The following is a 26,533-nucleotide window of genomic DNA, read 5'->3' on the forward strand; positions in this document are numbered from 1 at the left end:
TAAAAAACATTAAATTTTGATGATAAAAGTTCTATTCCCTTTCATATAGTAATAACGGCAAGTAAAGGAGGATGAAATATGGACAGTTCCACACCTGATGAGCTATTGATATGGGGAAATCATTTTTACGAAAAGATTATGAACAATGAGCGGTACGAATCACTCATCCCGTTAACAGAAAATTGGTTAAGGGATTTAGAATATCATGTAGAGCTCCAGGACCCATCTCCTAACAATTCTCTTTATATAAGAGCCGCAGAGCTATACAACGAATGGAGAGCGATTCGCCGTGAGAGTGTACCGATCGGTGGTCATACACTGCCTCCTCTGCCTTATGCGTACGATGCATTAGAACCTTATATCTCTGCACGTATTATGAAGCTTCACCATGATAAACATCACCAGAGCTATGTAGATGGCTTAAACCAAGCAGAAACGGAGCTCGAAAAGGCTAGAAAAAAAGGAAAATACGAGCTCATCAAACACTGGGAGAGGGAGCTAGCTTTTAACGGTGCAGGGCACTATCTACACACGATCTTCTGGAAAGTGATGACGCCACACGGAGGAAAACCTTCTGGTGTATTGCTTGATGAAATCAATAAGAGTTTTGGCAGCTTCAAGCAATTTAAAGAACAGTTTACGAACGCTGCAAATAAAGTCGAAGGTTCAGGGTGGGCGATTCTCGTATGGTCACCCGTTTCGAGACGATTAGAAATTCTCCAAGCCGAAAAGCATCAGAACCTGAGTCAATGGGATGTGATCCCTCTTCTTGTTCTCGATGTATGGGAGCACGCCTACTACCTTCAGTATGAGAATAATCGGAAAGAGTATATTGATAACTGGTGGAATGTTGTAAACTGGCTTGAGGTCACCCATCGCCTTGAAACAGCACAACTTGTGAAATGGGAATCGTTTTAAATAAAAGAATCAAAGACCATGGTCTTTGATTCTTTCTTATCGAGAAGCTTATATCATTATTCGGTGTTCCCGATGCCGTAGTCGATGACGATCGCATGCTTTCCGCGGACGAACGGCCAAGCCCGAGGTGAAACCCACACCCCGGTCTAGGCCGACCGTTCAACCGCAGGAGTCCGCGATCGTCTCTCCTACTTAATAAGAGTAATTACATAACGAACATTCCGTCTCAATGGTTTAACATATGGGGGTTGTGACCTTCCAATCATCACCCAAGTTAATTGGAGTGGAAATAATTGATTAATCTTATCGCAACACTTAAACTCCCTTAACACTCTAAAGAAGCAAAGACAGCGTCTTTGCTTCTTTACTTATCTATAAGAACCTTGCCAGTATGGTGAACTATACTGACTTCCATATCCTCCGTAACCACCTGGGTATCCCCCGCTTTGGTAGCCTGCTCCATATTGTCCTGGGTAGTTTTGATATCCATACGGCGGATAGCCATAACCTCCACCGTAATAAGGAGGCCTTGGACCAGGATAGCCGTATCCGGGTGCTATGGCACTTCCGATAAATCCTCCAGCAAGCCCACCTGCCAAACCGCCGAGAAAAGGATATCCAAGGCCAAACTGTCTCATTTGATGATTGTATCTCGTGTGTAGACGCGGATCATAACAATTCATATGATGTCCCATATACCTCACATGTCATCTCCCTTTCCATTACCGTTCGATTGCCTACAGTATAGGTTATGGAAAGTGCTCGATTATGAAAGGGACATTAGCGGAGATATTGGGATTTCACACATTAAAACTTAGGCCAATATACACTTACCCAAATCACAATGATTCCAGATGCAAATAAAAACATCTCCGGTCGTCGTGATACATATTGTAAATATTCTAAAACAGTGTGACCGATGATAATAAAGTTTAGTTCGAGTATTAAAGTAACGCCACCTGCGACAGAGAGACCAAAGCCAACTAGAAAAATGAAAAAACGAAAGATCATGTCACATAGGCAAACGTCTTTTTCATTCCTGCCTGTCCCTCCCAACGTTTTTATTACCCATCATATTAACTTGTCCTTCTAATTATGAGTGTTAGAGCATATATCTTTTCATCTGTTGGCATAAATGATAAAACGGAATGGGGATATTACATACGAAAGGAGGAGAAAAAGTTGATCGAAAAAGTTGAACAAGCAGTAAGGCAAAACTGGGTTCCATCGTTTCGATACGAAAAGAACGAAACTACACCTTTCACACCTTTTACAAAAGATCTAAGTAATGCAAAAGGTGCTATCATCACAACAGGTGGGGTTTATGTAAAAGGACAAACACCTTTTACCGATCATTTCGGATTAGGTGATCCTTCTTACCGAGAAATACCTGCAACAACACCAAATAAAGATCTATCTTTCTCTCATGAACATTATGACCAAACGAACGTGAGGCAGGACCCTAACGTCCTCTTCCCGCTCGAAAGAATGAATGAACTGGTGGAGGAAGGAAGAATTGGGGGGCTCGCAGATACCCACTATAGTTTTATGGGCTATATCCCAACTCCTCATCCACTAAAACAGGTTACTGCACCTGAAGTAGCACAAAAACTACTTCAGCAAAACGTTGATTTCGCATTGTTGGTTCCTTCCTGACCAATTTGCCAACAGTCGGCCGGTCTGGTCGCTCGCATATTGGAAGAACACGGAATTCCAACCGTTACACTCTCGATGTCAAAAGAAATTGCAGACTATGTGAAAATCCCCCGCACGCTATATAGCAGATTTCCTTTTGGTAGTGCTGTAGGACAACCTGGTAATAAAGAACAACAACAACAGGTTCTTCATAAAGCACTCGATTGCTTGAAAGAGGTAACTGAAGGCGGAACGATCGTGGAGTCTAACATAAAGTTCAAGTAACGAAAAAACCGGCTGAAATCAGCCGGTTTTTACTTTAATTCGTCGAAAACTGTTCTTCTTCTGTTGACCCTTTGAGAGCTGTCGTGGAAGAAGTTCCTCCTGTAATCACTTGAGAAACCGCATCAAAGTAACCAGTCCCTACTTCCCTTTGATGCCTTGTCGCAGTGTAGCCATCCGCTTCGCTTGCAAACTCAGCTTGTTGAAGCCTCGAATAGGCAGCCATTCCATGATCTTTGTAATCCCGAGCAAGCTCGAACATGCTATGGTTGAGCGCGTGGAATCCAGCAAGTGTTACAAACTGGAACTTATAGCCCATCTTCCCTAATTCTTTTTGGAATTTCGCAATGGTTTCGTCATCAAGCTTCTTCTTCCAGTTGAACGATGGAGAACAATTGTATGCAAGAAGTTTTCCAGGGAATTTCTCATGAATCGCTTCTGCAAATCGTTTCGCTTCTTCAAGGTTTGGTTCAGATGTTTCACACCAGATCAAATCAGCATAAGGTGCGTATGCAAGCCCTCGAGCGATCGCTTGATCGAGTCCAGCCTTCGTGTAAAAGAAGCCTTCCGGTGTTCGTTCGCCTGTTAAAAACTCTCGGTCATAGCTGTCTACATCGCTTGTGATCAAGTTAGCAGCGTTCGCATCTGTTCTAGCGATGATCACGGTTGGTACACCCATCACGTCAGCCGCTAGTCTTGCGGAGATAAGGTTCCGCACAGCTTGCTGCGTTGGAAGCAGCACTTTCCCTCCGAGGTGCCCACACTTTTTCTCTGAAGATAGCTGATCTTCGAAGTGAACACCTGCAGCACCTGCTTCAATCATGGACTTCATCAGTTCAAATACATTCAGTGCACCACCGAATCCAGCTTCAGCATCTGCTACGATCGGAACAAACCAATCACGATTAAAGCTACCTTCTGAATGCTCAATTTGATCTGCTCTTTGAAGAGCCTGGTTGATTCGTTTTACAACTTGCGGCACGCTGTTCACTGGATATAGACTTTGATCGGGATACATTTGCCCTGAAACGTTTGCGTCAGCAGCTACCTGCCATCCGCTTAAGTATATAGCCTTCAAGCCCGCTTTTACTTGTTGAACGGCTTGATTTCCTGTCAATGCACCGAGCGCATTCACAAAGTCTTCTTCGTTTATGGATTTCCAGAGCCTTTCAGCACCTCTACGTGCTAATGTATATTCGATCTGAACCGATCCTCTTAACTTCATTACGTCTTCAGGTGAGTACGGTCGCTCAACACCTGTAAAACGGTCTGATTTCCAGCTATCCAGTAACTTTTTTCCTTCATTCATCATTAATTCCTCCCCTAATGTAAGTTAACAAGTGATTCCTTTTCGTTTCTTCCATAACTGATTTGCTTCTGGCATAATATGATTCCAAATGGTTACCATACTTTCGATGGCTGTATGATTGCTAATACTAATTCCGTCAAATCCAGTTATCGCTTCTGATTCGGCTGCTTTCTCGGTGAACGTTCGCTCTTTAAGTGCGATGACATGAGTACCTCGCGCATGGCCGATCGCAATGGTGTTTTGTACGATCTCGCTATCAACGTGTCGATCATCAGTCACCACCCTAAGACCAGCACAATGGTCTTTAAACTCATAAAGAATGTGTTCGCAGTCGGTATAATTCACAGCGTCAATTTCAACCGCCACTTTGACAGTACCTCTTATAAGTGATAGTTCAGCTTCAGCGAAGGAGATAAGCTTTCTCCATACCCTCGCCATCTCACAAGAAGCAATCCCTCTTAGTGAAAAATATGGTGCTGACCGCCTATGTAATAAGGCTTCAGCATTTTGAAACAAATACTTTCCAACGATTAAGACCGATTCCTTTTCGTTTGCTTTTACATCGCACATTATCGCTGGAATTTGGCTCCTGCTTCTCGTTGCTTCTTCGATAGCGCTTTGAATATAGCTAAATGAGGAATGACGATCTGATGAGTCTAAAAAGTCGACCGTAATCACCTTCGCCCTCGATTCAAGGCATCTCTTCATTTCTGAATGATGTCTTACGATCAAACCGACTCTTTGATCTTGCAGATCTTTTCTCACCGGCTTAACGTGCCAGTTGCTGTCGATACGATTTACGTTTGTGTTCAATCCGCTGTTTCTTGGCTCATGGATCTGGGAGCGTTCTACATCGAATGTATGAATGAGCCTCGATAGGAACTTTGCTTCTTCATCTGACCGTGTTAGTGATACAGTTTTTACATTCACCGTTCCCATTTGTAGCCCCCTTTCAATTAATCCAAACGTCCGTTGCCACTGCAGCGGTGGCATCCAACACAGCCTTCTCCGCGACAATGCTTGCATTGTTCAGCCGTTCTTTCCTTACCGTGACAATGAGGACAAGAAAGTTCACCATTTCCAGAACACGTATAACAATTCATTATTTACTTCCTCCTATCTGTTATAGTACAACTAACTGAATATGTTAGTATTATATAACAATAAAACAAAAAGGTTCAACCTATTTTTCAGAAAAATAAAAAATATTATAAACACCCAAATTTCAAAGAGTTTATCGAGTGATTTTTGTGTGATAACACAGAAAAGCACAGCATCCTGCGGGATGCTGTGCGCTGTTTTCTTATTTTCGTGTTATGATACAGAACTTCCCTCCTAGCTGTGAACCCGAAAAGCCTTAACCTTTTATAAGAGTCGTGATTCTCTCGATACTTGAAGCAAAGGAATCCATGTTAACAAATCGTGCTTCTCGGATCGTTTCTTTTCCCTCCACATATAAGAGGAGAACAGGAATCGTAAACACGGAGAACTCACCTGCCGCTTCAGGAACCTCATGTACGTTTAATTTTCCACACTGTATTTCTGGATACTGCTTCATCACTTCTTCTACCTGTGGTAGTAATGCATGGCAAACTGAACAGTTCGTTCCATACAGGTATAAAAAGAACAATGTTTCATCCTGTATCGCTACTTGTGCATCTTTCAACGAAATCTCTTTCAAACATTCCACCTACCTATGAAGAAACGGTTACTCTCCTATTCTTCGCCTTTACAAACATAAATAATCCATATGCGATGAAACCGAGAGCAACAATAGCTAATAGAACTGTACCATATGGCTGCTGTGACAATTCTGAAAGGGCGCCATCGAGTCCTTTTGTTTTATCAGGATCTGCTGTGATCGCTGTTTGAATAAAGAAGATTCCCATCAAAGCGAACACAACACCTCGAGCACTCAAGCCAAATTGACCGAAGCGCTTGCCCCACCACTGTTCCTGGTCATGCATATTGTGATTTTTTAAACTCTTCATAAACGACTTCTTATATGCTCGAACAACTTGAGAAATGCCGAATATGATGAACCCAACGCCAATTAATGCGATGATCCATTGTCCAAAAGGCTTACTTAATAACATAGCAGACCATGACTGTTTTCCGCCAGAAGAAGAACTCCCAGCTCTTGAGATGATCTGAACAGCGTTGTAGGCTAAAAATACATGAACGATCCCACTTCCGACAAATCCAACGCGTAAGAAGATTTCCTTCGTCCCATTTCCCTTTTTCTCAGGATCTTTAATGCCTTGAATACACTTCCACATCGCATACCCAAGCAATCCAACAGCTAAGACCCAAAGAAGTGCTTCTCCAAACGGTTTTGAGGCGACCGCTGCGAAAGCTCCCTTCGAATCAGTCGTTTTTCCTCCCGTACCAATTGCGGCTTGAAAGGCCAGAACACCAATAATCAAATACACAACGCCTTTTGCAATATAGCCCATCCTTGCCAGTCCTCTGATCCAGGGCTTTACATCGTTTTTTGCTTGCTGAGCCTTCACTCTTGATTCTGTACCTACATCCATCTCGATTTCTCCTCTCAATCAATTCCATTCCACAGGTATATTCCCTATGAAATTTCATTTCAATCTAAAAATAAAAAAAGAAATAGCCATCCTAACGAATCCAGCATTCGTTAGGATGGCCCTTCAATTGAGGAGATAGACCCGTGGGTACAGTCTATCGATATGAACTTACTATACTATAAGTCTCTAAATTTTCATATAGTTTCGAATCATTTCTTCTATAATTTATCGCGTTAAATGGATTATGAGTGCTGTGTAGATATCGACCTTCTAGCAAGCACCTTACCTAAGAGTCCATGTTTCGGAGATAAAATAAACGTAAGACCAAAGATCAAACCAGCGATCGAAGCCATAGAACCTGAAATCGAAATGTTCCATGCAAGCGCCGCGTAATAGCCTCCGACTGCAGAAGCGACCCCGATTACAGCACTGATACAAAGCATGATGATCAATCGATCTGTTAACAAGTACGCAGTGGCACCAGGTACGATCAACATCGCAACAACTAAGATCGCACCAACACTATCGAAAGATGCTACCGTCGTAATGGATACCATCGACATCAAAAGGTAGTGGATGAAGATGACCGGAATCCCGATCGCTGTTGCCATAGCAGGGTCGAATGAGCTGATCTTAATTTCTTTATAAAAGAAAAAGATTAAGATAAGGTTCAGTATCAGGACAAAACCAAGCATCCATACAGCAGATGGTCCAAGATCCATTCCATTGATCGTTAACGTATCCCATGGAATGAATGTAATTTCACCCATCAATGCATGGTTGACGTCAAGGTGAACTTTTCCTGCAAAAGCTGATAATAAGATAACTCCAAGAGCAAACAACGATGTGAACACAACGCCGATCGCTGCATCAGATTGAACGCCAGACGTATCGAGGACCTGTACTAAGAAGGCCGTCAAAAGTCCGATTATTCCAGCCCCTACAAGCATATATATTCCTTCGAGGGAGTGACTTACAAGGTATGCAAGTACGATTCCTAATAAGACGGTGTGACTGATCGCATCAGCTAACATCGCCATCTTCCTCAATATTAGAAAACAACCAACGATTCCACATGATACTCCTACGAGTGAGCCTGTTAGGATAATCCATGCGCCATAGCTCATGATCAGTTCACCTCCCTTTTCTGCTCATCATGATTTCCAAAAGTCGCAAATAACTCTGGATCTAATTTTGGCGTTCGGTCGTGAACTGCCATGTATCCCTTAAGTTCGTTTAACGTTTCCGCTGGAAGTTCTTTATAATTCCATGAATCGTTTGCGGCTAGTTGAAGATGTGCGAACTTCATTTCATACATCAAGTACGTTTCGAACAATCGATTGTTTAATGTGATTTCATAGCTCTCTACCGCACCGTTAGATGTTAATTTCCATTTGTCTCCCGAATTGACAACCAAGCCTTCTTTTTCAAGTGATAAAAGATTCGCTTGAAGTTTTCGATCACTCATCGGTCTGCGTTCAGCAATCGCTTGCGGTGTAAATTCGATTTCTCCACCGCTCGTGGTTGTCGACTCCGTTAAATCATAAAGCGTTTGGAGAACCGTTTCACGAGCGACCTCCTTACGTAGTTTATATAGCTTCACACCTTTTGAAACCAAACCGCGTTTTGGAGCGAAGACGAGTGAAAAAAGAAACATCAATGTCGCAGCAATGACGATGACTGGACCAGTCGGAAGACTATTCGCCATCGAACTCAAAATCGTGCCGAGAGTTCCTGATAGCGCTCCGATTCCTCCTGCAATGATAACCATGCGATCAAGACGATCCGTCCAATAGCGAGCGGATATTGCTGGCGTAATCAGCATCGCAGCCATCAAGATAACACCTACTGCTTGAAGACCGATTACAACAGCACTAACGATCAACGTCATCAATAGAGCGTTCAACAGCCCTGTCGGTAATCCGATTCCTTTTGCGAATTGACGGTCGAACGTAAACAGTTTTAGTTCTTTAAACAAGAGATACGTGATGATCAGTAGTACAATTGCGACACTAGAGATGACCTTTACATCATTTCCAACTAATGATGCCGCCTGCCCAAAAATAAAATCATCTAGACCACTTTGATTTCCGTTTTCCGATTGTGCAATTTTCGTTAAAAGTACGATACCAAAACCAAAGAACACGGAGAGCACTAGACCGATCGCCGTGTCTTCTTTGATTCTTGAATGATGGATGATCGATTGTATGAAATAGGTCGCTAACAAACCTGATAGCGCGGCACCAATAAGAAACCAACCGATCGACTTCGTACCGTATAGGAGAAAAGCGATACAGATCCCCGGCAATGCCGCGTGGGCCATCGCATCTCCGATCAAGCTTTGTTTACGAAGCAGCGCAAAACTACCGAGCACGCCGCTCGCTATACCGAGAAGTATGGATCCAAAGAGGACCCATTGTGTATTAGCATCCTGTAGAGTCAGGAGTATCTCATTCCACATTGCCGGTCCTCCTTATCACTGTTGAACGAACGGTTGATTCACTTGCTGATCTAGAAACGCAAGTCTTCCTCCGTACGTTTTCTGTAAATTATCGATCGTAAATACTTCTTCAGTCGGCCCAAGTGCTACCTGCCTTTTATTCAATAGAAGGGTCCAATCAAAATATTCTTTGACTGTTTGGAGGTCGTGATGGACCACCAACACCGTTTTACCCTGGGCTTTCAACTCGTTCAATAGCGCGATGATCGCTTTTTCTGTAGCAGCATCTACCCCAACGAACGGTTCATCCATAAAATAAACGGTTGCATCTTGAGCGAGAGCTCTTGCAAGAAACACGCGCTGTTGCTGTCCACCTGAAAGCTGGCTAATCTGTCTATCCGCATACTCTTTCATTCCAACTTTATCGAGTGCCTGCATTGCGATTTTAGTATCCTTCTTACCAGGTCTCTTAAACCATCCGATGTGGCCATATCTCCCCATCAGAACGACATCAAGCGCATTCGTTGGAAAATCCCAATCGACAGAGCCTCTTTGAGGAACGTATCCAACGAGTTTTCTCTGTGCCTTGTAGGGTTTGCCGTATATCTGAACAGTGCCAGAAGCTGTTGGAACCAGCCCTAAGATCGCTTTGATCAATGTAGATTTGCCTGCACCGTTAGGACCTACGATTCCAATAAGCTTTCCTTCAGGGACATTGAATGTCACTTCCTGAAGAACTGGCTTTCTGTCATATGCAACTGTTACGTTAGATATATCAACGGGATTCATTCCTGAAACTCCTTTCGACTTCTTACATCCTTATTTTAACGAATTCGTGATCGTATCGATGTTGTGTCGGTACATTCCTGTGTACGTACCTTCTGGCGTTCCCTTTTCTCCCATTGCATCTGAGAACAATTCACCGCCAATTTTCACATCGTGACCCTTTTCTTTTGCACCTTCGACTACTGCATTGATCGAGCGTTCTGAGATACTCGTCTCGATAAATACTGCTTTAATGTTTCTGTCAACAAGAACGTTCACAAGGTCTTGCACATCGCGCAAGCCGTATTCTGAATCCGTGCTTAGTCCTTGAAGCCCTTTTACTTCCATTCCATATGCCTGACCGAAATACTGAAATGCATCGTGTGCAGTTACTAGCACGCGGCTTTCTTCAGGAATCTCGTTGATCTTCTCCTGAGCTTCTGCCTGTACTTCTTCTAATTCCTTAATATAAGCTTCCGTATTCTTCATATATTCTTCTTTATTCTCAGGATCGTATTCGATCAAACCATCGCGCACTTCTTCAACTGCATATTTCCATAGATCGATGTTAAACCAAACGTGTGGATCGATTGCAGATGCGTCAGCTTGATCTTGAAGAAGTTTTTCTTCCGGAATGGCTTCAGCAATCGGATATGTTGGCTTATCTTTCTTCATTTTTGCGAAGATGTCTCCCATCTTTCCTTCAAGATGAAGACCGTTGTAAAAGATAATATCAGCTTTTGAAAGTTTATTGATGTCTCCCTGTGAAGCATTGTATAAGTGAGGGTCAATACCTGGTCCCATTAGTCCATCCACTTCTACGTGCTCTCCACCTACATTTTCAACGATATCTGCAATCTGACCGATCGTAGTTGTAACAACGATCTTTTCGTTCTCGCTCCCTGCATCTGTGCTGCCACAAGCTGAAAGAACGACCGCAAGTACCGCCCCTAGAAATAGTCCTATAAATTTCTTCATGATTTGTTCCTCACTTTCGATTAGTTAAAATAGTATTCTTCGGTTGTGATATTGTGCATAGCGGAAAAAAAGGTGGCTTGGTGCATTTGTGACAAGTAATCTTGGCCACGTTTATATTTGTTTCCCCCGGGCAAAACTTGGTTAAAAAAAAGGAAGTCAGTTATGACTTTCAACTTTTTATCACACTATGCATTCACACACAAATGTTTCCTTAGTACAAAACTATCGCGTTCTGCCATCTTTGTCAACATTATTTTATTCATTTTATAGCCGTTTAGAATCATATGCGTGATGAATGTCACAGTTTTCTTTCAAATCAGTCTATACAATAGCACTATAAACTGCTACTCGATAGGCAAATGCCCGCAATAAAAATTTGATAGGAGGAAGAGAAAATGAATGGATTATCTGAAATTATCCGAAGACATAGACTTGAAAAAGGGATGACGATTGAAGAGCTTGCCATGAAAGTCCGCATTGGAAAAGGTGTGATGAAGGCGATCGAAGAAAACCGCAAATCTCCTGACGGGCAAACGCTTTTAAAAATTTCGACCGCTTTGGATATTCCCGCTTCAGAATTCAAAGGATTTGATCATCCCCATCTCGAGCAGCCGACGAAAAATGGAAGTTAGATCGCACAAGCGTTACGCCCTGGAACCGATTTTTGGTCAAATAATAAAGAAATGTAATATGTTTCTACAATAGGAAAAGCGCTGACAACTGTCAGCGCTTTAATTGACTATTATTAGATTTTCTTCAACAGAAGGCAAGACGACTTCGACAGTGGTTCCTTTTCCCTCACTACTTGTCAGCTGAAGCGTACCACCATGATTCTCGATGATGTTGAAGCTTACCATCATCCCTAGACCCGTACCGTTTTCCTTCAACGTGTAGAACGGTTCACCGATCCGTTTCAGCTGTTCATCTGAAATCCCCACACCTTGATCTGTTATACTAACTAACGCTTCGTTCTCCTCATTCAGCAAAACCTTCACCGTGATGATTCCGCCATCAGGCATCGCCTCGATCGCATTCTTAATAAGGTTAACAAATACTTGTTTGATCTGGTTCTCTTCACATGTGATCAGGAGACGATCAAATTCGTAATGCGTTCGAATCACAACGTCATTTAAAATTGCTTGTGTTTTTAGCAATGTAACCACATGCCTTAGGAGTGAGATCAGGTCACATCGAGCGAACTCTTTATCGTGAGGTCTAGCGAGGAGCATGAACTCACTAACGATCACATTGATCCGATCGATCTCAGAGAGCATGATCTGTAAAAACTCTTTCGACTTCACGTCTGTCGTAGAAGTTGAAAGGATGTTTGCAAAACCTTTTAACGATGTGAGTGGATTACGAATCTCATGTCCTACACCAGCAGCTAATTCACCTACTGCAGTTAATTTCTCAGATTTTCTGAGAAGCTCTTCTGTTTCTTTTATCTCAGTGATATCTTCTACAATGACGATAACCCCTTTAATGCTAGCATCGATCACATGAGGAATCATTATCAACCTAACTTTGACAGAGTGTCCCATCTTGTGCAGGATCGCTGACTCACATTTTTGTGAAACTCCTCTCTTTACTTCTATAAAGCACTTCATAGTTCTTTTTTTCGTTCCACCTGAAAGGATGTTATAACAGTTGAGATTTGTTGCCTCTTTTAAAGTATAGCCTGATATTTTCTCTAAAGCAGGATTGATGTTGATGATCATTCCCTCAAGATCAACGAGCATGATGCCATCTGGGTTGTTTTCTACAAGAGAAAGATAGCGTCGTTCACTTTCCCGCAGCTGAGCTGTCTTTAATGCTAACTTTCGATCTCTAACGACACTAATTAGAAGAAGGACCGTTACGATAAAAACAGCAGTTAAAACAAGATATTGCATCATAGAGTTTTCACTGTAGTTTTCAAGGTTAAACGATGTTGATGAAGAAGCATAAGAAATCGAGAAGTAATGAACAGATGCGATCCCTAACCCTATTACTAGAGCACCGACTAAGTTATTAATAAACTGACGCTTTTCATTCCTCATACCGTATACGATCCAAAAGCTACTAAACGATGAAAATAAAGCAATAAAAGCAGTCACGACCAATTGCCAGACGTTACCTAAACTATAAGATATGCCTAAAATATAAACAGAGCTCAAAAGCTGAAGAGCTAGCAAAGTCATCGTTAAAGAGATACTGCACAACAAAACAGTAATAAAACGACCGAGCTTTAATGAAAGTAAAAAAAACGTCGCGATCGAACCGAGCAACGGTAGCATAAAAGAAAGCATAATGAAACGCGGTGTATCGAACTGTGATGTAATATTGCTCGAGTACCCATGCAAGCCTATATAATAAAGAATCCAAATACCAGAACCAAGCGTAATCGAACTTCCGATCACCCATAGCCTCTTCGCTCTGTAAGTAGCATTTAATGATCGCTCATGAAAGTCGAATGCCGTATAGGCATAGCTCACCACCATGAAGATAGACAGTGCAACAATAAAGAAGTGAAATGTATAGGTGAAATTCCCCATAGAATACCCCGCTCAAATTGTGGATGATTGCAACACAATGTAAAAATAGAATTGTTATGTAATCTATTAGACATTTCTTTGTAATACCCTTCCATCTTTCAGCAAAATATCCTAAATTTCTCAAAGCAGCGCATCCATTTATAGGCACGACTTCTTGAGTGTTTTATAATAACAGTACCATCATAGAAGAGGAGGCTTCTCATGGATCAACTACTATTCAAAGTACAGAGAGTCATACGACTCGAAAACTATCATATACCAGGCACGCTTGAAGCGGAGGTAGAAGTAGAGTTGATCGATCGCAAATCAGGAGATTTGCTCAAACAAGCTGTCCTACCAGTCCGCTTCAATGAACATGGTGCCTTTCCTTCGATTTCACACGTTCGCTCATTTACAAGCGATAAAAAAACGCAGACGAAGCTATTGTTTGATATTAGAAGATACATTAGAAAACTTCGTCCATTCTTAGAACCTGATCAAGATTGATTCACATCATAAAGGTATTTATAGATGTTGCATGCGACCTGAATATTTAATAAATCCCCAGGTGAGTTAAAATCAACAGATAAGATTTCTTGTATTCTTTGTATGCGATAGTTCATCGTATTGACGTGGATATGAAGTAATTCAGATGCTCTTCTTAAATCCTGTCCAGTAGAAAGATAGATGAAGAGTGTATGAAAAAGGTCGCCTTTCCTACGTTTCTCGTACGTCAATAGTGGACTTAGATAGTCGAGGGTGTAATCGGAAAGCTCTTTTTCATTATTGTTCAGCAACAACCTTAGTGCTCCGATATCTGCATATGAAGCAACACTTCCCTCAAAGGCGAACCTTCGTAAAAACAGTACGGTTTTCTTGGCTTCTTTAAACGTTTCAAACAGCTGCTGCATTCCTTTAACAGTTTTTCCTATTCCGATTCTGTATTGCGGGTCATCGATCACTGTGTTCAGTAGCGATGTTAGCTTTTTAACAAAAGTGTCGACTTTCTCTATTGCATCGTGACGCTCTATCTCCTTGTCAAAATAGAAGAGCAGAACGATTTGCCTTCCCCACTCCGTAACGTGGATGTTTTTACATTGAGATTGAGAAATAGAATACTGAATCGCAGCATGAACACACTGCCTCAACCACTCTTCCTTATCTGGACCCGTTTCCTTAGGAAGATCGATAAGTGAGATCGTATATAAGCCGTCTTCACTCGTATGTAGTCGCGTGGCAAGATAGTCAACATCAGCATCCTCACCTTCGACTGACATCATGTTGATCAATAGCTCATTCGTAAGCCGATGCTTTTCCTTCTCATCCCCTTCTTTCTTCATTAACTGCAATCCAGCAACGGTACAAGAATGCCAAATAGCAGAGTGTTCAAACCTTGTTAGTTGAGTGCCGTTCGATAAGATCGCTAGATAGCCTGTTGGAAACGTTAACCTTCCTAAAGCGAACAGCATAAAGCCGTCTCCGTGGAACATACTCTTTCCAATGCTTCTCTCAGTAGAACGTATATTACAATGAATGGCTTCCCTTATTTCTTCAACGTGAGGAAACTCCTCTATGCTCGTTGCTTGAACATCTCCAAAAGCACTAAACAACACGACTGGACGGTCGATTGAATTTGCTAGGAAGGTACAGATATTCTGAAAAGAGTTCTCTTCCATCCCAAAATCAGAGAGAGATTGATGCGTTTCAACCGATTTTGATAGATTTTCGTTTTGTTCAACGACTGTTTTATTAAACGTCTTTAATTTCTCGATCGAAGCTTTTTTATTTTCATAAAGCCCTGCATTTTCAATAGCGATTGCAGCTTGTGAAGAGATCGCTTCAACGAGCTTGATATCCTCCTCTTCAAACTGCTTCATCTCATTAAAATTATCGAGTACGATCACACCTGTACAAGAAGATTCTTTCTTGATCGGAACACAAACTGTACTCATCGGTAAGCGGATTGCCGACTCATGATACAGCTCCTTATTACGTGAGGTCATCGTGCTCATCGCCTCGGCTGCTTTTTCACTCGTAGGAAAATGCATTGTCTTCTTTCTTTCAAACGAAAGCCCCGTCATCGATTCTCCAGGATACAAAACGACTTCATTCAGGCTCGTTTTATTGAACCCTGTTGAAGCAGCGACTTTCAGCCCCTCCTCGTTTTCGTCTAACAGAAAAAGAATGCCTCCTTCAGCGGCATCGATCGCAGAAACTGCCTCTTCAATCACCGACTGTATAACAGAGTAAAAATTTAAAGATGAATTTAAAATCGTGGAAACTTCCATGAGTAGATGAAGTTGACGTTTACTTAGTTCAGCTTCATTGTTTAGTAACCCTTTCGACATACGTCCACTCCCAATCCGTGTAAACTCTCTCTATCTATGAGTCTTCTCTAAATATTTTAATGTAACATCACAAAGCGTTTTCGCTGCGATCAGCATCGCTTTCTCATCGATATCGAACATCGGATGATGATGCGGATAAACGGCATTTATTTCTTCACTTCTTGCTCCAGTTAAAAAGAATGTGCCTGGGACTTGCTGTAAGTAGTATGATACATCTTCCCCTACCATCAATGCGTCTGTTTCAATCGTTTCGTTCACATCATCAATCTTTTCTGCAACTGATGCGAGCAGCTTTGTTTCCTCTTCATGAGTAACGACAGGAGGATACCCTCTTTTATATGTGAAGGAATAGTCGGCTCCAACTGCGTCACAAGCTGCTTTGATCATTCTTTCCATTCTTTTTACGATGTCTTCACGCACTTCCATATCAAAGGTTCGAACAGTCCCTGTTAACGTAGCCGATTCAGATATGACGTTGTACGCAGAGCCAGCATGAAATGACCCAACAGAAAGGACTGCTGTTTTAGAAGGGTCGATCGAACGGCTGACGATTTGCTGTAGACTTCCGACGAGCTGACTCGCGATGACGATGGAATCGATCGCCTCATGCGGAATACCGCCATGGCCACCTTTACCTTTTATGACGATTTCAAATGAGTCTGCTGCTGCCATCAGTTCGCCCGCTCTGTGAGCGATCGTGCCTGTAGGAAATCCAGACCAAAGGTGCGTTCCAAATAAAGCATCTACTCCGTCGAGGCAACCGTCTTCTATCATCGGTTTTGCTCCGCCTGGTGCAAGCTCTTCAGCAAACTGATGGATGAAAACGATCGTTCCTGTCAGGTTCTCTCTCTGCTCATAAAACGCTTGGGCTAAATAAAGCAATGTTGAGGTGTGGCCATCGTGTCCACAAGCGTGCATGACGCCTGGAACCGTAGACTTATACGGAACTTCTTTTTGATCATGAATCGGAAGAGCATCGAAATCTGCTCGAAGCGCGACGGTTTTTCCGGGTTCTCTTCCTTTCAGCGTCGCCACGACCCCTCTTCCTCCTACTTTGGTTCGCACTTCCATCCCGAGACTTTCGTAAAAGGATGCGATCAATTCAGGAGTTCGAATTTCTTCGAATGAAAGTTCTGGATGCTGGTGAAGATCTCTTCTGAGTGACACCATATCTGGGTATAGTTCTTCGAGTCTGTTATGTAACGTTTCCTTCATGTCGTTAACCCCTCTCCTGTGTTCAAAGTTGATTAGACTTATGAGTAGTTTAACAAAAAAGACTGGTAAAAAAAGGCTAATTACAATAATTTTCTGTTAAAATCGCAAATTTTCTAACAGTTTACCATAACGATTCGAACGATGCGCGTCGTTTGTTACGGGAAGTCGGTTGCATTGCAATCATAATGGAACTTTTCTAAAATAATGGAAGAGTACAAGGAGGTTTATACGATGCACATTTTACTATTAGGTAGCACTGGGAGAGTCGGAAGTCACGTACTAAGATCAGCAGTCGAAGACGGACATGATGTGACCGTCCTCGTCCGTTCTAAAGAGAGGCTACAAATGAAGGAAGGGCTTACGATTATCGAAGGTGATGTGCTCGATGCATCGAAACTCGATGAAGCTGCACGTAATGCTGACGTGATCGTTAGTGCTCTTAGTACAGATAAGACAACAACGTTATCTGAAAGCGCTCCGCTCATCATCGATACGATGAAGAGGCATGATATTAAGAGGATCGTTACTGTTGGAACAGCAGGAATACTGAATAGCCGGACAAACCCGGAGCTGTTCCGATATGAATCACCAGAATCAAAAAGGAAAACGACGAGAGCAGCTGAAGAACACCGGAGCGTCTACGAAGTATTAAAAGAAACGGACCTAGACTGGACGATTGTTTGTCCAACTTACTTACCTGACGGTGAAGCTCTTGGACATTACCGTACGGAACAAGATGTTTTACCTGAAGACGGCAAGAAAATTACTGTAGGAGATACTGCGGACTTTGTTTACAAAGAACTCTTTGAAAGAAACCATCTTCATAAGCGAGTTGGGATTTGCTACTGATCATTGCATCATTCCAGTGTCCTTCACTTTCACATCGACCGATAACGTGATCGGTGTCGTTTGAAGGATACTGTCTTTATCTAACGCTTTCCATTCCTTAAAGGATAATGAATTTCGCACATACTGCTTTAACCCAAGGCTGTCTGTGCGATTCTCTTTTAAAATGGAAAGAACTTTTTCTCCATTCTGTGTGATATAGTCTTCTGTTAGCTTTTCAATCTTTTTACTTTCTTCAGGAGAGGAGATCACGCCCTCTTTTGTATCTTCAAGGACCGAGCCTTTTAAATCGATCTTAATCTCGATTCCAGTGATGTCCTTTCCCTTCTTCTTCACCTTAACGTCTCGATCACTTTCATTATAGTTAAAGTTAATATAGCGCATATGCTCTCCGTCTAGCATCTTCACCGTTAACTCACTCGAATTCACTTTGCCGTATAGTGTTAAGAAGATTCGAGATAACTCTGAATTCAAACTGCCTACATACCGATCGTCCTTAAATAACGCTGTCCCCTTTAGATTAGCTCTCCCCTCTGTCAGTCCTATTAAAGGCGTTACAGGGTCAATCCCATCATCGAGGAGATCTCTGTAAAAAATGTGGATGTCTGAATTAGGAACTAAATATTCCTCGGCAGCTTTCTTAATCATTTTTTCCATATAATCACCGATGTTTTCAACACCTGTTGACTTTAAGATGGCTACAGCTTCGCCCTCTGCAACCATCGCCTTCACACGTGAACCTATTTCTTGCTCCCTTTCCATCGCTTGAATGATATCCTTGATTCCCTTAGATGCTAAATCTTCTCCGAATATCACAGAACGAATTTGCCCATTCACTAATTTTTGGCGCGTCTGATTCGCCAATTTCTCTTCAGCTTCTTTCATAAGGCTTGCTTCTGCCTCAAGTATTTCTTGTTCTGATGTTGCTTCGATGGAGTAATCAGGAATCACAGCCGTTACTTTCATCTTGTGCTCTTCCGATTCACTAATATCGTCATAACTGATTAAACTAACGATCCCAAGTTGTTCGATGATTTTTTGGTCATTACAACCTGTCAGCAGTATGAAGGCAAGGATGACCACACAGCTCATTTTACGCACGATTTCTCCTCCTTATTTTCAGAATGCCTAACACTGTAAGCAAGATGAGAGGTAATGCTATTGCGATGCTAGCTCCTATCAGGCCAAATATATTCAACCACTCTCCTATCTCATACTCCAAGTTTGCATTAAAAGTAATGGCTAGTCCTGAGAAAATAAGAATGAGGGTTACCCATTTATCCGGAACGACTGGGAGAGCTCTCTTAAATAGGAGTTTTGCAACCCAAATATACATCACGATCGACACCACAATTTTCATCAAAAACAGCGTGAAGATAAAGCTTTCTATTCGCTCGATCAACTCTATTTCTATGAAAGCAATTAAGTTTAGGACGGGAAAACTCGTTAACTTTAGCTGCTCAAGTGAAAAGAACATATAGGAGACGATCGATATCGCTAAATAAATGAAGGTTGTGATCATATTTCCGATATAAACACTTCGAAACCACTTTTTCTTCGACCGATCGATATAAGGAAAGAGGAAGACCACAAGTTCAAAACCAAGAAATGCTGTGAAGAGATTGATAAATCCTAAGAGAAAGTTCTCTCCTTCTGCTAAAAAGAATGGCGTCATTCTTGTAAAAGACATATATGGAAAGTGATAGAACATAAGTAATGTCATCCAAACCGTAAAAACAAAAAACACAGCAGTCACCTTTGTAATGGTATACACGTCTTTACTTACTAGATAAATGACTAGAAGCAGCATGATGATGATAAAGTAATATGCGTTTGTATTTTGGAATGAAAGCACCTGTGTGATCACAACATAATCTTTTCCGATAAGAATGACTAACACGGAATAGATAAATGCGAGTAGAAGATAAAAAGGTGCCATAACACCTCGAGGAATCAGCGCTTCCATGATGTCGAACAGGTCCTTCCCTTCACCAATTCGATTCACAAGACCGATTAGAAAGATGTTACAACACGCAACGAATGAAACGAGGATGACCATGATCCATCCATTCGTTCCAAAATCAACAGCAAGCAAACGAGGTAGTTTTGTAAGCGTTACTCCCGATTGGATCATATAGATTAAGATAGCTAGATGAAAAGGAGCAATCTTTTCAGACATTCTCATCCCTCAGTTCCCTATGCGTTTCGTTATACACTCATCGTTTTTGTGAGCTCTTTGAAATTGTCGGCTTCGTTTTCATTGAAGAAAAAGGAGCTCTGATCAAAAAGTCTCTCCAGTCCTTTTTAAAAAAAGGAGATAGAGGTGCAGTATAAGGAGCACCAGCACTAGTTAACCCACAAATATGAATGATTAGAACAGTAAGTCCGACCATAATCCCAAAATTCCCAAGAATTCCAGCAAGAATAATTAAACCAAACCTCGTTAACCGAATACTTGCACTCATCACATAGCTCGGAATGACAAAAGAGGAGATCGCTGAACTTGCAACTACAATGATAAGAACGTTACTCGTAAAACCAGCTTGTACAGCAGCTTGTCCGATCACGATACCCCCTACGATTCCGATCGTCTGTCCGATTTTCGTAGGTAATCTCGCTCCAGCTTCCCTAAGAAGTTCAAGGGTAATCTCCATCATCAACGCTTCATAAATCGGTGCAAACGGTACGCGGCTCCGTGACTCAACGAGCGTCTGCAGAAGAGATTCAGGTATCATTTCATATTGATACGTTGTGACTGATACGTATAGAGCAGTTAATAAAATGGTGATAAGAAATGCTGCAAAACGTAATAGTCTTGTCGCTGAACCTGTAAGCCAGCGCTGGTAGTAATCATCACCAGCTTGGAAAAAATCAAAAAACGTAGACGGCGTGATGATGACAGACGGACTGCCATCAAAAAGGATGGCGACCTTCCCCTCAACGAGCTCAGCCGTTACTGAATCCGGTTTTTCGTTTAACACATGTTGAGGAAAGAGCGAGTATGGATGATCTTCAATTAACTGTGAAAGCATATGAGAATCATACACACCATCGATCTTGATCGACTGAACACGAGTTTTAAGTCTCTCGACGAGCTCCTCGTTCGCGATTCCTTGAATATAGAGTAAGGTAACCGTCCCGTTCGTAACTTCCCCAACAGAAACATCCAAAGCCTTTAAATCTGAACTCTTCAATCTTCTTCTAATCAGGGAGAGGTTCGTAGAACTGCTTTCAACAAAAGCATCATGTGGGCCGTTTATCGTTCCCTCAGTCTCAGACGGTTCAATGCTTCTCTCTTTTGGACCGTAGAGATCGATCAAATACACCTTGTCTTGAAACAAGATACCGGCATAACCGTTTAAAATCTTTTGAGTGATCTCATGTATGTCGTCGGAAGCCATGTATGTAAAGCGATTAAAGACGGTCAACATCTCATCTTCTCTAACCTGATAAAGAGGTTTTAACAATTCTGTTTGAAACATCTCGTCATCAAGTAAATGTTGAAAATAAAATAGATGCAGCTGTAAATCAGGCAAAAACCTCTTAGAGAGATCTGCACATCCTTCAAACTGATGCTCAATTTGCTCTAGAAGAGTTGCTTCATTGGTAAGATCCTTTTCTTCTGATTCTTGTAATTTTCTTCTTCGCTTTATCGACCTTCTAACCATAACGAATCCTCCAACTGTTAGCTCTTCTTAGCATGACGCTAAACAATAAGAATATGCGTTGGACGTTGTGAGCCATAAAAAAAGAGGCTGTCGTTTGGACAGCCTCTTACGATGTATTATTTTTTTAACGATGCTTCAAGCGCAATGACCATCATATCTTTGAACGTCGTTTGACGTTCTTCAGAAGTTGTTTCTTCTCCTGTCACGATATGGTCGCTTACCGTCAATACAGTAAGTGCGTTCACGCCGTATTTCGCTGCGATCGTGTAAAGAGCAGAAGTTTCCATCTCTACACCTAGCACTTGATAATCAGATAACTTCTGGAAGATCTCTGGGTTGTCACGATAGAATGAATCACTAGTGAACACATTCCCAACATGTACGCTCATTTCTTTTTCTGCTGCAGCGTCATACGCATTCTTCAGTAGGTTGAAATCTGCAGTCGGTGCAAAGTCCATGCCGTCGAACTGAAGACGGTTCACGCCAGAATCAGTCGTTGCACTCATCGCTAGGATGACGTCTCTCACGTTTACTTCCTTCTTCAACGCACCGCAAGTCCCAACACGGATAAGATTTTTAACGCCATAGCTCTGGATCAATTCGTTTACGTAAATCGAGATTGACGGTACACCCATTCCTGTTCCCATTACAGAAACTCGTTCGCCTTTGTATGTACCCGTAAACCCGAGCATTCCTCTTACTTCATTAAAACAAACCACATCGTCAAGAAACGTCTCTGCGATGAATTTTGCTCTAAGTGGATCTCCTGGTAGTAAAATCGTTTCAGCGATATCGCCTTGTTTTGCTCCAATATGTACGCTCATTTGTGTTTCCTCCTTGAGTTTCATTCACTATCAAAAGTAGCATAAGATGACAAGACAATCCAGTATGAATCGCCTTTTGTTACGTTTCCATATTTTACAGAATGGTATGCGGATTTTGGGTAGTTTCCGCTAATAAAATTTGAAGTTTGGACAATAAAAAGCGATTTTAGCTAATAAATCTTGAATTTAGCTAATAACGTGTGCGGTTTGGACAATAAGTTGCGCTGAGGTGATGTATTGGAAATGCGGATTAGCAGATATCAGCGAAATGCAACTGGATATCAGCGAAAAATTCATTATATCGGCGATTTTTCAAATATATCAGCGAAAATCACATACTTATCAGCGATATTCCACTTTTATCGGCGAAACCGCCTCGACCACCCTCTCCCAAACAAAAAAAGCGCTCGAGTCAGCGCTTTTTTAATAATACGGAGAGATCATCAAGTAGACGATCACACCAGTCAGGCTGACATACAGCCAGATCGGCATGGTCCACCGTGCGATCTTACGATGTTTCTCGACTTGCATGTTCAAACCACGCGCTACGGTGATCAGCGCCAGCGGCACGATCGCTGCAGCAAGAATGATATGACTGATGAGAATGAAGAAATAGATCGAACGGATGATTCCTTCTCCACCGAACGAAGTCGATTCAGATAAACCGTGATACGTCACATAGGATAGTAAAAATAATGCCGTCGTCGTAAAGGCTGCAAAGATAAAGCGTCGATGCACTTTCACGTTTTTCTGTAAAATAAAAATCAGGGCAGCTAGTAAAAACACAAACGTGAAGCTATTTAAAATCGCGTTTAATAATGGAAGGATCGTAATATCAAATCCTACTTCACCGTTGTATTCTGGTAGTAAAAACAGAACGACAACGAGCACGTTGACAGCGATCGATAGCCCTACAATCCATGGTGTATAGTTACGTTGTTTTACTTCATTCATTGGGATTCTACTCCTTATCACTGAGATGTACATACTAAGGATAAGAAAGTTTACCTTATTGAGCAACTACTTGCAGTCAACTGTAGAAAGATATTTTCCTCTCCATTCACGTTTTGTTCACATTACGGCGTCCATTGATCGTGAACGATCGCGACTAAGTGCGGCTCACCTTCATAATCGCTAAAAACGAGTTTGAGACTTTTCCAGTCCATCCCTTCATACTCTTCAGATCCAGGAACAAAATATTCCACATACGTACTTTCCGGGAATGCTTCATGGATGTTCTCGACACTGTTTGTCTGTTTGTACATCCCGTCTTGTGTTACAAAATCTGTTTCTAGAAATTCAACATCATATACATATTGATCAAAATACTCACGTGGGGTCAACCGAATCGGATCTCCTTTCCCAGCACTCACACCCCACTCAAACTGTTTTTCAAACTCCAAGAGCTTTTCGACCTGGCCTTTCATGAAGACTTGCGCTCTCTTCTTGTCGATCGTCGTATAAGGTGAGAACAGCAATCCTTTCGTCGGATGAACGACGTTCGAAAGTGCCTCCATTTCTTCGTTCTTTATTGCGGAAAGGACGTTGTACGACCGCTCCATCACACTAACAGGTTTCTCTGCTTCCACAGGCTTTTCCTCAACGTGTCCGTTCGTACAGCCTACCAATAATACTGCAAGGAACAAACAGATGACTCCTTTACGCATCGTCAATCATCCCCCTTTTGTTAAGCTGATTCGTTGTTAACTATATTCGCCGTTCGAGCCCACAATCATTCATATCGTCTAAAAGACGGGAATTTTCCAAATAAATTTTATTCGTTCTGTCATCGCTTACATCTCTATGATAATAGGTTCAAACGGGTAACTAGAGAGTAATCCTCAATCTCACAATTTGATTTTAGTAGGAAAAAGCTATAAAATTTTTACTTGGGAACCCGATAACTCATAAGTTATGGGATCGTCGCACTAATCATTCGAATCAAATTGTAGTGTCTGTTTCGTGATTAACGATACAAATGTCGCACTGTTCCGTTTGAATCCGTTCCCTCTGGAACAGCAATAATGAAAAGTGAGGTCAGAAAGATGAATCAACCATCCAAAAAGGCTTCTGTTATCGTCATATTTGGAGCTACGGGAGATCTAGCAAAACGTAAACTTTTCCCTTCGTTGTATAACTTATATTGCAAAGGTGAACTTGAAGAAGATTTTGCTGTTGTTGGTGTAGCTCGCAGAAAGCTTTCAAATGAAGAATTTCGTTCTCGTGTACATGATGCAGTGATCGATACGGCATGCATGGACAAGGATGATAAGCATAAACAATTCAGCGATCACTTTTTCTATCAACCTTTCGATGTGACAAAAAGTGAATCGTATCAAGATTTAAAAGCGTTGACTGAATCGCTTGATACAGAATTCAATATTCCAGGAAACCGTATTTTCTACATGGCGATGGCGCCAGAGTTCTTCGGAACGATTGCACTTAACCTTGATGCTGAAGGATTGATCGAAGGCGATGGCTGGAATCGTCTTGTGATCGAAAAGCCATTCGGTCATAACTTCTCCTCTGCTCAAAAGCTTAACGATGAAATTCGCCAAGTGTTCTCAGAGGATGAAATCTATCGTATCGACCATTATCTAGGAAAAGAAATGGTACAAAACATCGAAGCGATTCGTTTTGCGAACGCACTGTTCGAACCGCTTTGGAACAATCGTTACATATCAAATATCCAGATCACCTCTAGCGAAACGGTTGGCGTTGAAAACAGAGGCGGCTATTACGAAAAATCAGGTGCCTTACGAGACATGGTGCAAAACCATATGCTTCAGATGGTGTCCTTGCTCGCTATGGAGCCACCAGCTAGTTTATCGACAGAAGAAATTCGTAGTGAGAAAGTAAAAGTTTTACGTGCTCTTAGAGCCGTTATACCTGAAGAGGTTAGCAAATACTTCGTTCGCGGTCAGTACGATGCTGGTGAAGTGAACGGTACCCATTTACAAGGCTACCGTGAAGAAGAAAACGTCGATGAAGCATCGAATACAGAAACATTTGTTGGCGCGAAACTGATGATCGATAACTTCCGCTGGGCTGGCGTACCGTTCTATATCAGAACTGGTAAACGTATGACGAGTAAATCTACTAAAATCGTCATCGAGTTCAAAGATATGCCGATGAACCTCTACAAGGAACAGAGCGGAAAGCTCGGTCCAAATCTTCTTGTGATTCACATTCAACCTGAAGAAGGCATGACTCTTCACTTGAATGCGAAAGACACAGGAGATATGCGTAAAACGACGCCAATTCAATTAAACTTTAACAACAAACAGGAGAACTACATCAACTCTCCTGAAGCATACGAGCGCCTGCTACACGATGTGATGCGAGGAGATGCAACAAACTTTACTCGCTGGGATGAAGTAGCGCTTTCTTGGAAGTTCATCGACCCGATCTCGATCGCTTGGGCAAATGAGAAGGAGCCTACCTTCCCTAATTACGCTTCAGGATCGATGGGGCCACAGGCATCTGATGACTTGCTTGAAAAAGACGGCTTCCACTGGTGGCCGTTACCAGAAAACAAATAAGAATAGAAAAAGATACGTGCACAGCGTATCTTTTTCTTTCTCATATTCACTACTATGAAAGGAAGTGCAATGCGATGAAAATGTATGATGTAAGCGCACCAATTTTTAAAGGAATGGCAGTTTATAAGAACAAAGAAGAAAAGCAGCCAGAAATCGAAACGAAGACGAATGGTCATGTTACGGAATCTCGCCTTTCACTTGACGTTCATACTGGTACACACGTTGATGCTCCTCTTCACATGATGAACGATGGTGCAACGTTTGAAACGATCAATCAAGAAGACCTCGTCGGTACGGTAAAGGTGATCGACGTTACAAACGTTAAAGGGGCAATCACAAAATCTGATATCGAGTCTGAAGATATTCAAAAAGATGATTTCATTCTATTCAAGTCACAGAACTCGTTTGAAGAAGAATTTAACTTCGAGTTTGTATTCGTAGGTGAAGATGCAGCACGTCACCTTGCAGAATGCGGTATTAAAGGTGTAGGTGTCGATGGTCTTGGAATCGAAAGAAGCCAGCCGGATCACCCAACGCACCGTTCCCTCTTCGAGAAAGATATCATCATCATGGAAGGTCTTCGCCTGAAAGATGTCGATGCTGGTCAGTATTTCATGGTTGCAGCACCACTGAAACTTCAAGGCACGGATGCATCACCTGCACGTGTGCTATTGTTCGAAGGCTTAAAAGAAGCATAATAAAAAGCCGGGGAT

Annotated in this window: 28 protein-coding genes; 8 read left to right on the forward strand and 20 right to left on the reverse strand. The window is 41.9% G+C overall.

From position 1 onward, the window contains the following. Positions 1 to 78 precede the first annotated feature (78 nt). Positions 79 to 918 carry a superoxide dismutase gene (locus ACXAEY_RS13380; protein ID WP_270181534.1) on the forward strand — a complete coding sequence of 280 codons (840 nt, stop codon included), beginning with the start codon at positions 79 to 81 and terminating at the stop codon, positions 916 to 918. A gap of 368 nt (positions 919 to 1,286) precedes the next feature. Here ACXAEY_RS13380 and ACXAEY_RS13385 read toward each other — a convergent pair whose 3' ends face one another. Continuing rightward, on the reverse strand, positions 1,287 to 1,613 hold the full coding sequence (locus tag ACXAEY_RS13385) for a hypothetical protein (RefSeq protein WP_474814825.1): 327 nt from the start codon (positions 1,611 to 1,613) through the stop codon (positions 1,287 to 1,289). Positions 1,614 to 1,725: 112 nt separating this feature from the next. Next, entirely contained in the window at positions 1,726 to 1,929 is a 204-nt protein-coding gene (locus ACXAEY_RS13390; protein WP_474814827.1) for a YuzI family membrane protein, read from the reverse strand. 171 nt (positions 1,930 to 2,100) lie between these two features. Between ACXAEY_RS13390 and ACXAEY_RS13395 the strand changes: the two genes are divergently transcribed. Both ACXAEY_RS13395 and ACXAEY_RS13400 read left to right on the forward strand, forming a co-directional pair. Then, positions 2,101 to 2,574 (forward strand): glycine/sarcosine/betaine reductase selenoprotein B family protein, encoded by a 474-nt coding sequence (locus tag ACXAEY_RS13395; RefSeq protein WP_474812500.1) that lies wholly within the window; start codon positions 2,101 to 2,103, stop codon positions 2,572 to 2,574. A gap of 39 nt (positions 2,575 to 2,613) precedes the next feature. Next, a complete protein-coding gene (locus tag ACXAEY_RS13400; protein ID WP_270181531.1) occupies positions 2,614 to 2,838 on the forward strand; it encodes a hypothetical protein in 225 nt (74 codons plus the stop codon). Positions 2,839 to 2,872: 34 nt separating this feature from the next. Here the strand turns inward: ACXAEY_RS13400 and aceA are convergent, their stop codons facing one another. The 9 genes from aceA to ACXAEY_RS13445 form a co-directional block, all read right to left on the reverse strand. Next, positions 2,873 to 4,147 (reverse strand): isocitrate lyase, encoded by a 1,275-nt coding sequence (gene aceA, locus ACXAEY_RS13405; RefSeq protein WP_474812501.1) that lies wholly within the window; start codon positions 4,145 to 4,147, stop codon positions 2,873 to 2,875. Positions 4,148 to 4,168: 21 nt separating this feature from the next. Continuing rightward, positions 4,169 to 5,083 carry an aldolase/citrate lyase/malate synthase family protein gene (locus ACXAEY_RS13410; protein WP_474812503.1) on the reverse strand — a complete coding sequence of 305 codons (915 nt, stop codon included), beginning with the start codon at positions 5,081 to 5,083 and terminating at the stop codon, positions 4,169 to 4,171. Positions 5,084 to 5,100: 17 nt separating this feature from the next. Then, complete coding sequence (locus ACXAEY_RS13415) at positions 5,101 to 5,247, reverse strand: hypothetical protein (protein ID WP_270181528.1); 147 nt, start codon at positions 5,245 to 5,247, stop codon at positions 5,101 to 5,103. A gap of 254 nt (positions 5,248 to 5,501) precedes the next feature. Next, a complete protein-coding gene (locus tag ACXAEY_RS13420) occupies positions 5,502 to 5,834 on the reverse strand; it encodes a thioredoxin family protein (protein WP_474812505.1) in 333 nt (110 codons plus the stop codon). A gap of 4 nt (positions 5,835 to 5,838) precedes the next feature. Continuing rightward, complete coding sequence (locus ACXAEY_RS13425; protein WP_474812506.1) at positions 5,839 to 6,681, reverse strand: DUF1206 domain-containing protein; 843 nt, start codon at positions 6,679 to 6,681, stop codon at positions 5,839 to 5,841. 242 nt (positions 6,682 to 6,923) lie between these two features. Further along, entirely contained in the window at positions 6,924 to 7,808 is an 885-nt protein-coding gene (locus ACXAEY_RS13430; RefSeq protein ID WP_270181525.1) for a metal ABC transporter permease, read from the reverse strand. 2 nt (positions 7,809 to 7,810) lie between these two features. Beyond that, positions 7,811 to 9,142 carry a metal ABC transporter permease gene (locus ACXAEY_RS13435; RefSeq protein ID WP_474812508.1) on the reverse strand — a complete coding sequence of 444 codons (1,332 nt, stop codon included), beginning with the start codon at positions 9,140 to 9,142 and terminating at the stop codon, positions 7,811 to 7,813. Between the two features lie 15 nt (positions 9,143 to 9,157). Continuing rightward, complete coding sequence (locus ACXAEY_RS13440; RefSeq protein WP_474812510.1) at positions 9,158 to 9,910, reverse strand: metal ABC transporter ATP-binding protein; 753 nt, start codon at positions 9,908 to 9,910, stop codon at positions 9,158 to 9,160. A 30-nt stretch (positions 9,911 to 9,940) separates the two neighbouring features. Next, on the reverse strand, positions 9,941 to 10,864 hold the full coding sequence (locus ACXAEY_RS13445) for a metal ABC transporter solute-binding protein, Zn/Mn family (RefSeq protein ID WP_270181522.1): 924 nt from the start codon (positions 10,862 to 10,864) through the stop codon (positions 9,941 to 9,943). Between the two features lie 395 nt (positions 10,865 to 11,259). Between ACXAEY_RS13445 and ACXAEY_RS13450 the strand changes: the two genes are divergently transcribed. Continuing rightward, positions 11,260 to 11,496 (forward strand): helix-turn-helix domain-containing protein, encoded by a 237-nt coding sequence (locus ACXAEY_RS13450; RefSeq protein ID WP_474812513.1) that lies wholly within the window; start codon positions 11,260 to 11,262, stop codon positions 11,494 to 11,496. A 99-nt stretch (positions 11,497 to 11,595) separates the two neighbouring features. Here the strand turns inward: ACXAEY_RS13450 and ACXAEY_RS13455 are convergent, their stop codons facing one another. Beyond that, entirely contained in the window at positions 11,596 to 13,398 is a 1,803-nt protein-coding gene (locus ACXAEY_RS13455; protein ID WP_474812515.1) for an ATP-binding protein, read from the reverse strand. Between the two features lie 201 nt (positions 13,399 to 13,599). Between ACXAEY_RS13455 and ACXAEY_RS13460 the strand changes: the two genes are divergently transcribed. After that, complete coding sequence (locus ACXAEY_RS13460) at positions 13,600 to 13,884, forward strand: hypothetical protein (RefSeq protein ID WP_270181519.1); 285 nt, start codon at positions 13,600 to 13,602, stop codon at positions 13,882 to 13,884. Here the strand turns inward: ACXAEY_RS13460 and ACXAEY_RS13465 are convergent. Further along, positions 13,875 to 15,725: a helix-turn-helix domain-containing protein gene (locus ACXAEY_RS13465; RefSeq protein ID WP_270181518.1), complete on the reverse strand. Its 1,851-nt coding sequence runs from the start codon at positions 15,723 to 15,725 to the stop codon at positions 13,875 to 13,877. The genes ACXAEY_RS13460 and ACXAEY_RS13465 overlap by 10 nt on opposite strands. Before the next feature lie 30 nt (positions 15,726 to 15,755). After that, entirely contained in the window at positions 15,756 to 16,940 is a 1,185-nt protein-coding gene (locus ACXAEY_RS13470; protein WP_474812518.1) for an amidohydrolase, read from the reverse strand. Positions 16,941 to 17,171: 231 nt separating this feature from the next. Between ACXAEY_RS13470 and ACXAEY_RS13475 the strand changes: the two genes are divergently transcribed. Then, entirely contained in the window at positions 17,172 to 17,789 is a 618-nt protein-coding gene (locus ACXAEY_RS13475) for an NAD(P)-dependent oxidoreductase (RefSeq protein WP_270181516.1), read from the forward strand. On the opposite strand, the gene ACXAEY_RS13480 is transcribed toward ACXAEY_RS13475, so the two are convergent. The 6 genes from ACXAEY_RS13480 to ACXAEY_RS13505 all read right to left on the reverse strand — a co-directional run bounded on the left by ACXAEY_RS13480 (position 17,790) and on the right by ACXAEY_RS13505 (position 23,945). Then, positions 17,790 to 18,878, reverse strand: coding sequence for a Ger(x)C family spore germination protein (locus ACXAEY_RS13480; RefSeq protein ID WP_474814830.1), 1,089 nt, complete (start codon positions 18,876 to 18,878; stop codon positions 17,790 to 17,792). Position 18,879: 1 nt separating this feature from the next. After that, positions 18,880 to 19,965 (reverse strand): GerAB/ArcD/ProY family transporter, encoded by a 1,086-nt coding sequence (locus ACXAEY_RS13485; protein WP_474812520.1) that lies wholly within the window; start codon positions 19,963 to 19,965, stop codon positions 18,880 to 18,882. A 37-nt stretch (positions 19,966 to 20,002) separates the two neighbouring features. Further along, a complete protein-coding gene (locus ACXAEY_RS13490) occupies positions 20,003 to 21,454 on the reverse strand; it encodes a spore germination protein (protein WP_270181514.1) in 1,452 nt (483 codons plus the stop codon). 116 nt (positions 21,455 to 21,570) lie between these two features. Then, complete coding sequence (deoD, locus tag ACXAEY_RS13495) at positions 21,571 to 22,278, reverse strand: purine-nucleoside phosphorylase (protein WP_270181513.1); 708 nt, start codon at positions 22,276 to 22,278, stop codon at positions 21,571 to 21,573. Positions 22,279 to 22,701: 423 nt separating this feature from the next. Further along, positions 22,702 to 23,232 (reverse strand): DUF420 domain-containing protein, encoded by a 531-nt coding sequence (locus tag ACXAEY_RS13500; RefSeq protein WP_270181512.1) that lies wholly within the window; start codon positions 23,230 to 23,232, stop codon positions 22,702 to 22,704. Positions 23,233 to 23,354: 122 nt separating this feature from the next. After that, entirely contained in the window at positions 23,355 to 23,945 is a 591-nt protein-coding gene (locus tag ACXAEY_RS13505) for a putative periplasmic lipoprotein (RefSeq protein WP_270181511.1), read from the reverse strand. Positions 23,946 to 24,323: 378 nt separating this feature from the next. On the opposite strand from ACXAEY_RS13505, the gene zwf reads away from it, so the two are divergent. Both zwf and ACXAEY_RS13515 read left to right on the forward strand, forming a co-directional pair. Further along, the gene (gene zwf, locus ACXAEY_RS13510) at positions 24,324 to 25,820 is read left to right on the forward strand and encodes a glucose-6-phosphate dehydrogenase (protein WP_474812522.1); all 1,497 of its coding nucleotides are present in this window, start codon (positions 24,324 to 24,326) and stop codon (positions 25,818 to 25,820) included. 74 nt (positions 25,821 to 25,894) lie between these two features. Beyond that, positions 25,895 to 26,518 carry a cyclase family protein gene (locus ACXAEY_RS13515; protein ID WP_270181509.1) on the forward strand — a complete coding sequence of 208 codons (624 nt, stop codon included), beginning with the start codon at positions 25,895 to 25,897 and terminating at the stop codon, positions 26,516 to 26,518. Positions 26,519 to 26,533 lie beyond the last annotated feature (15 nt).

It is taken from the genome of Anaerobacillus sp. ABA4_114 (assembly GCF_056159065.1).

Excerpts from the sequence above, each read along its gene's own strand:
- aceA (WP_474812501.1), bottom strand. The coding sequence starts at position 4,147 with ATGATGAATGAAGGAAAAAAGTTACTGGATAGCTGGAAATCAGACCGT.
- ACXAEY_RS13440 (WP_474812510.1), bottom strand. The coding sequence starts at position 9,910 with ATGAATCCCGTTGATATATCTAACGTAACAGTTGCATATGACAGAAAG.
- ACXAEY_RS13455 (WP_474812515.1), bottom strand. The coding sequence starts at position 13,398 with ATGGGGAATTTCACCTATACATTTCACTTCTTTATTGTTGCACTGTCT.
- ACXAEY_RS13390 (WP_474814827.1), bottom strand. The coding sequence starts at position 1,929 with ATGATCTTTCGTTTTTTCATTTTTCTAGTTGGCTTTGGTCTCTCTGTC.
- ACXAEY_RS13500 (WP_270181512.1), bottom strand. The coding sequence starts at position 23,232 with ATGAATGAAGTAAAACAACGTAACTATACACCATGGATTGTAGGGCTA.
- zwf (WP_474812522.1), top strand. The coding sequence starts at position 24,324 with ATGAATCAACCATCCAAAAAGGCTTCTGTTATCGTCATATTTGGAGCT.
- ACXAEY_RS13460 (WP_270181519.1), top strand. The coding sequence starts at position 13,600 with ATGGATCAACTACTATTCAAAGTACAGAGAGTCATACGACTCGAAAAC.
- ACXAEY_RS13430 (WP_270181525.1), bottom strand. The coding sequence starts at position 7,808 with ATGAGCTATGGCGCATGGATTATCCTAACAGGCTCACTCGTAGGAGTA.
- deoD (WP_270181513.1), bottom strand. The coding sequence starts at position 22,278 with ATGAGCGTACATATTGGAGCAAAACAAGGCGATATCGCTGAAACGATT.
- ACXAEY_RS13485 (WP_474812520.1), bottom strand. The coding sequence starts at position 19,965 with ATGTCTGAAAAGATTGCTCCTTTTCATCTAGCTATCTTAATCTATATG.
- ACXAEY_RS13505 (WP_270181511.1), bottom strand. The coding sequence starts at position 23,945 with ATGCGTAAAGGAGTCATCTGTTTGTTCCTTGCAGTATTATTGGTAGGC.
- ACXAEY_RS13515 (WP_270181509.1), top strand. The coding sequence starts at position 25,895 with ATGAAAATGTATGATGTAAGCGCACCAATTTTTAAAGGAATGGCAGTT.
- ACXAEY_RS13380 (WP_270181534.1), top strand. The coding sequence starts at position 79 with ATGGACAGTTCCACACCTGATGAGCTATTGATATGGGGAAATCATTTT.
- ACXAEY_RS13425 (WP_474812506.1), bottom strand. The coding sequence starts at position 6,681 with ATGGATGTAGGTACAGAATCAAGAGTGAAGGCTCAGCAAGCAAAAAAC.
- ACXAEY_RS13490 (WP_270181514.1), bottom strand. The coding sequence starts at position 21,454 with ATGGTTAGAAGGTCGATAAAGCGAAGAAGAAAATTACAAGAATCAGAA.
- ACXAEY_RS13410 (WP_474812503.1), bottom strand. The coding sequence starts at position 5,083 with ATGGGAACGGTGAATGTAAAAACTGTATCACTAACACGGTCAGATGAA.
- ACXAEY_RS13445 (WP_270181522.1), bottom strand. The coding sequence starts at position 10,864 with ATGAAGAAATTTATAGGACTATTTCTAGGGGCGGTACTTGCGGTCGTT.
- ACXAEY_RS13470 (WP_474812518.1), bottom strand. The coding sequence starts at position 16,940 with ATGAAGGAAACGTTACATAACAGACTCGAAGAACTATACCCAGATATG.
- ACXAEY_RS13465 (WP_270181518.1), bottom strand. The coding sequence starts at position 15,725 with ATGTCGAAAGGGTTACTAAACAATGAAGCTGAACTAAGTAAACGTCAA.
- ACXAEY_RS13475 (WP_270181516.1), top strand. The coding sequence starts at position 17,172 with ATGCACATTTTACTATTAGGTAGCACTGGGAGAGTCGGAAGTCACGTA.
- ACXAEY_RS13480 (WP_474814830.1), bottom strand. The coding sequence starts at position 18,878 with ATGAGCTGTGTGGTCATCCTTGCCTTCATACTGCTGACAGGTTGTAAT.
- ACXAEY_RS13415 (WP_270181528.1), bottom strand. The coding sequence starts at position 5,247 with ATGAATTGTTATACGTGTTCTGGAAATGGTGAACTTTCTTGTCCTCAT.
- ACXAEY_RS13450 (WP_474812513.1), top strand. The coding sequence starts at position 11,260 with ATGAATGGATTATCTGAAATTATCCGAAGACATAGACTTGAAAAAGGG.
- ACXAEY_RS13435 (WP_474812508.1), bottom strand. The coding sequence starts at position 9,142 with ATGTGGAATGAGATACTCCTGACTCTACAGGATGCTAATACACAATGG.
- ACXAEY_RS13385 (WP_474814825.1), bottom strand. The coding sequence starts at position 1,613 with ATGGGACATCATATGAATTGTTATGATCCGCGTCTACACACGAGATAC.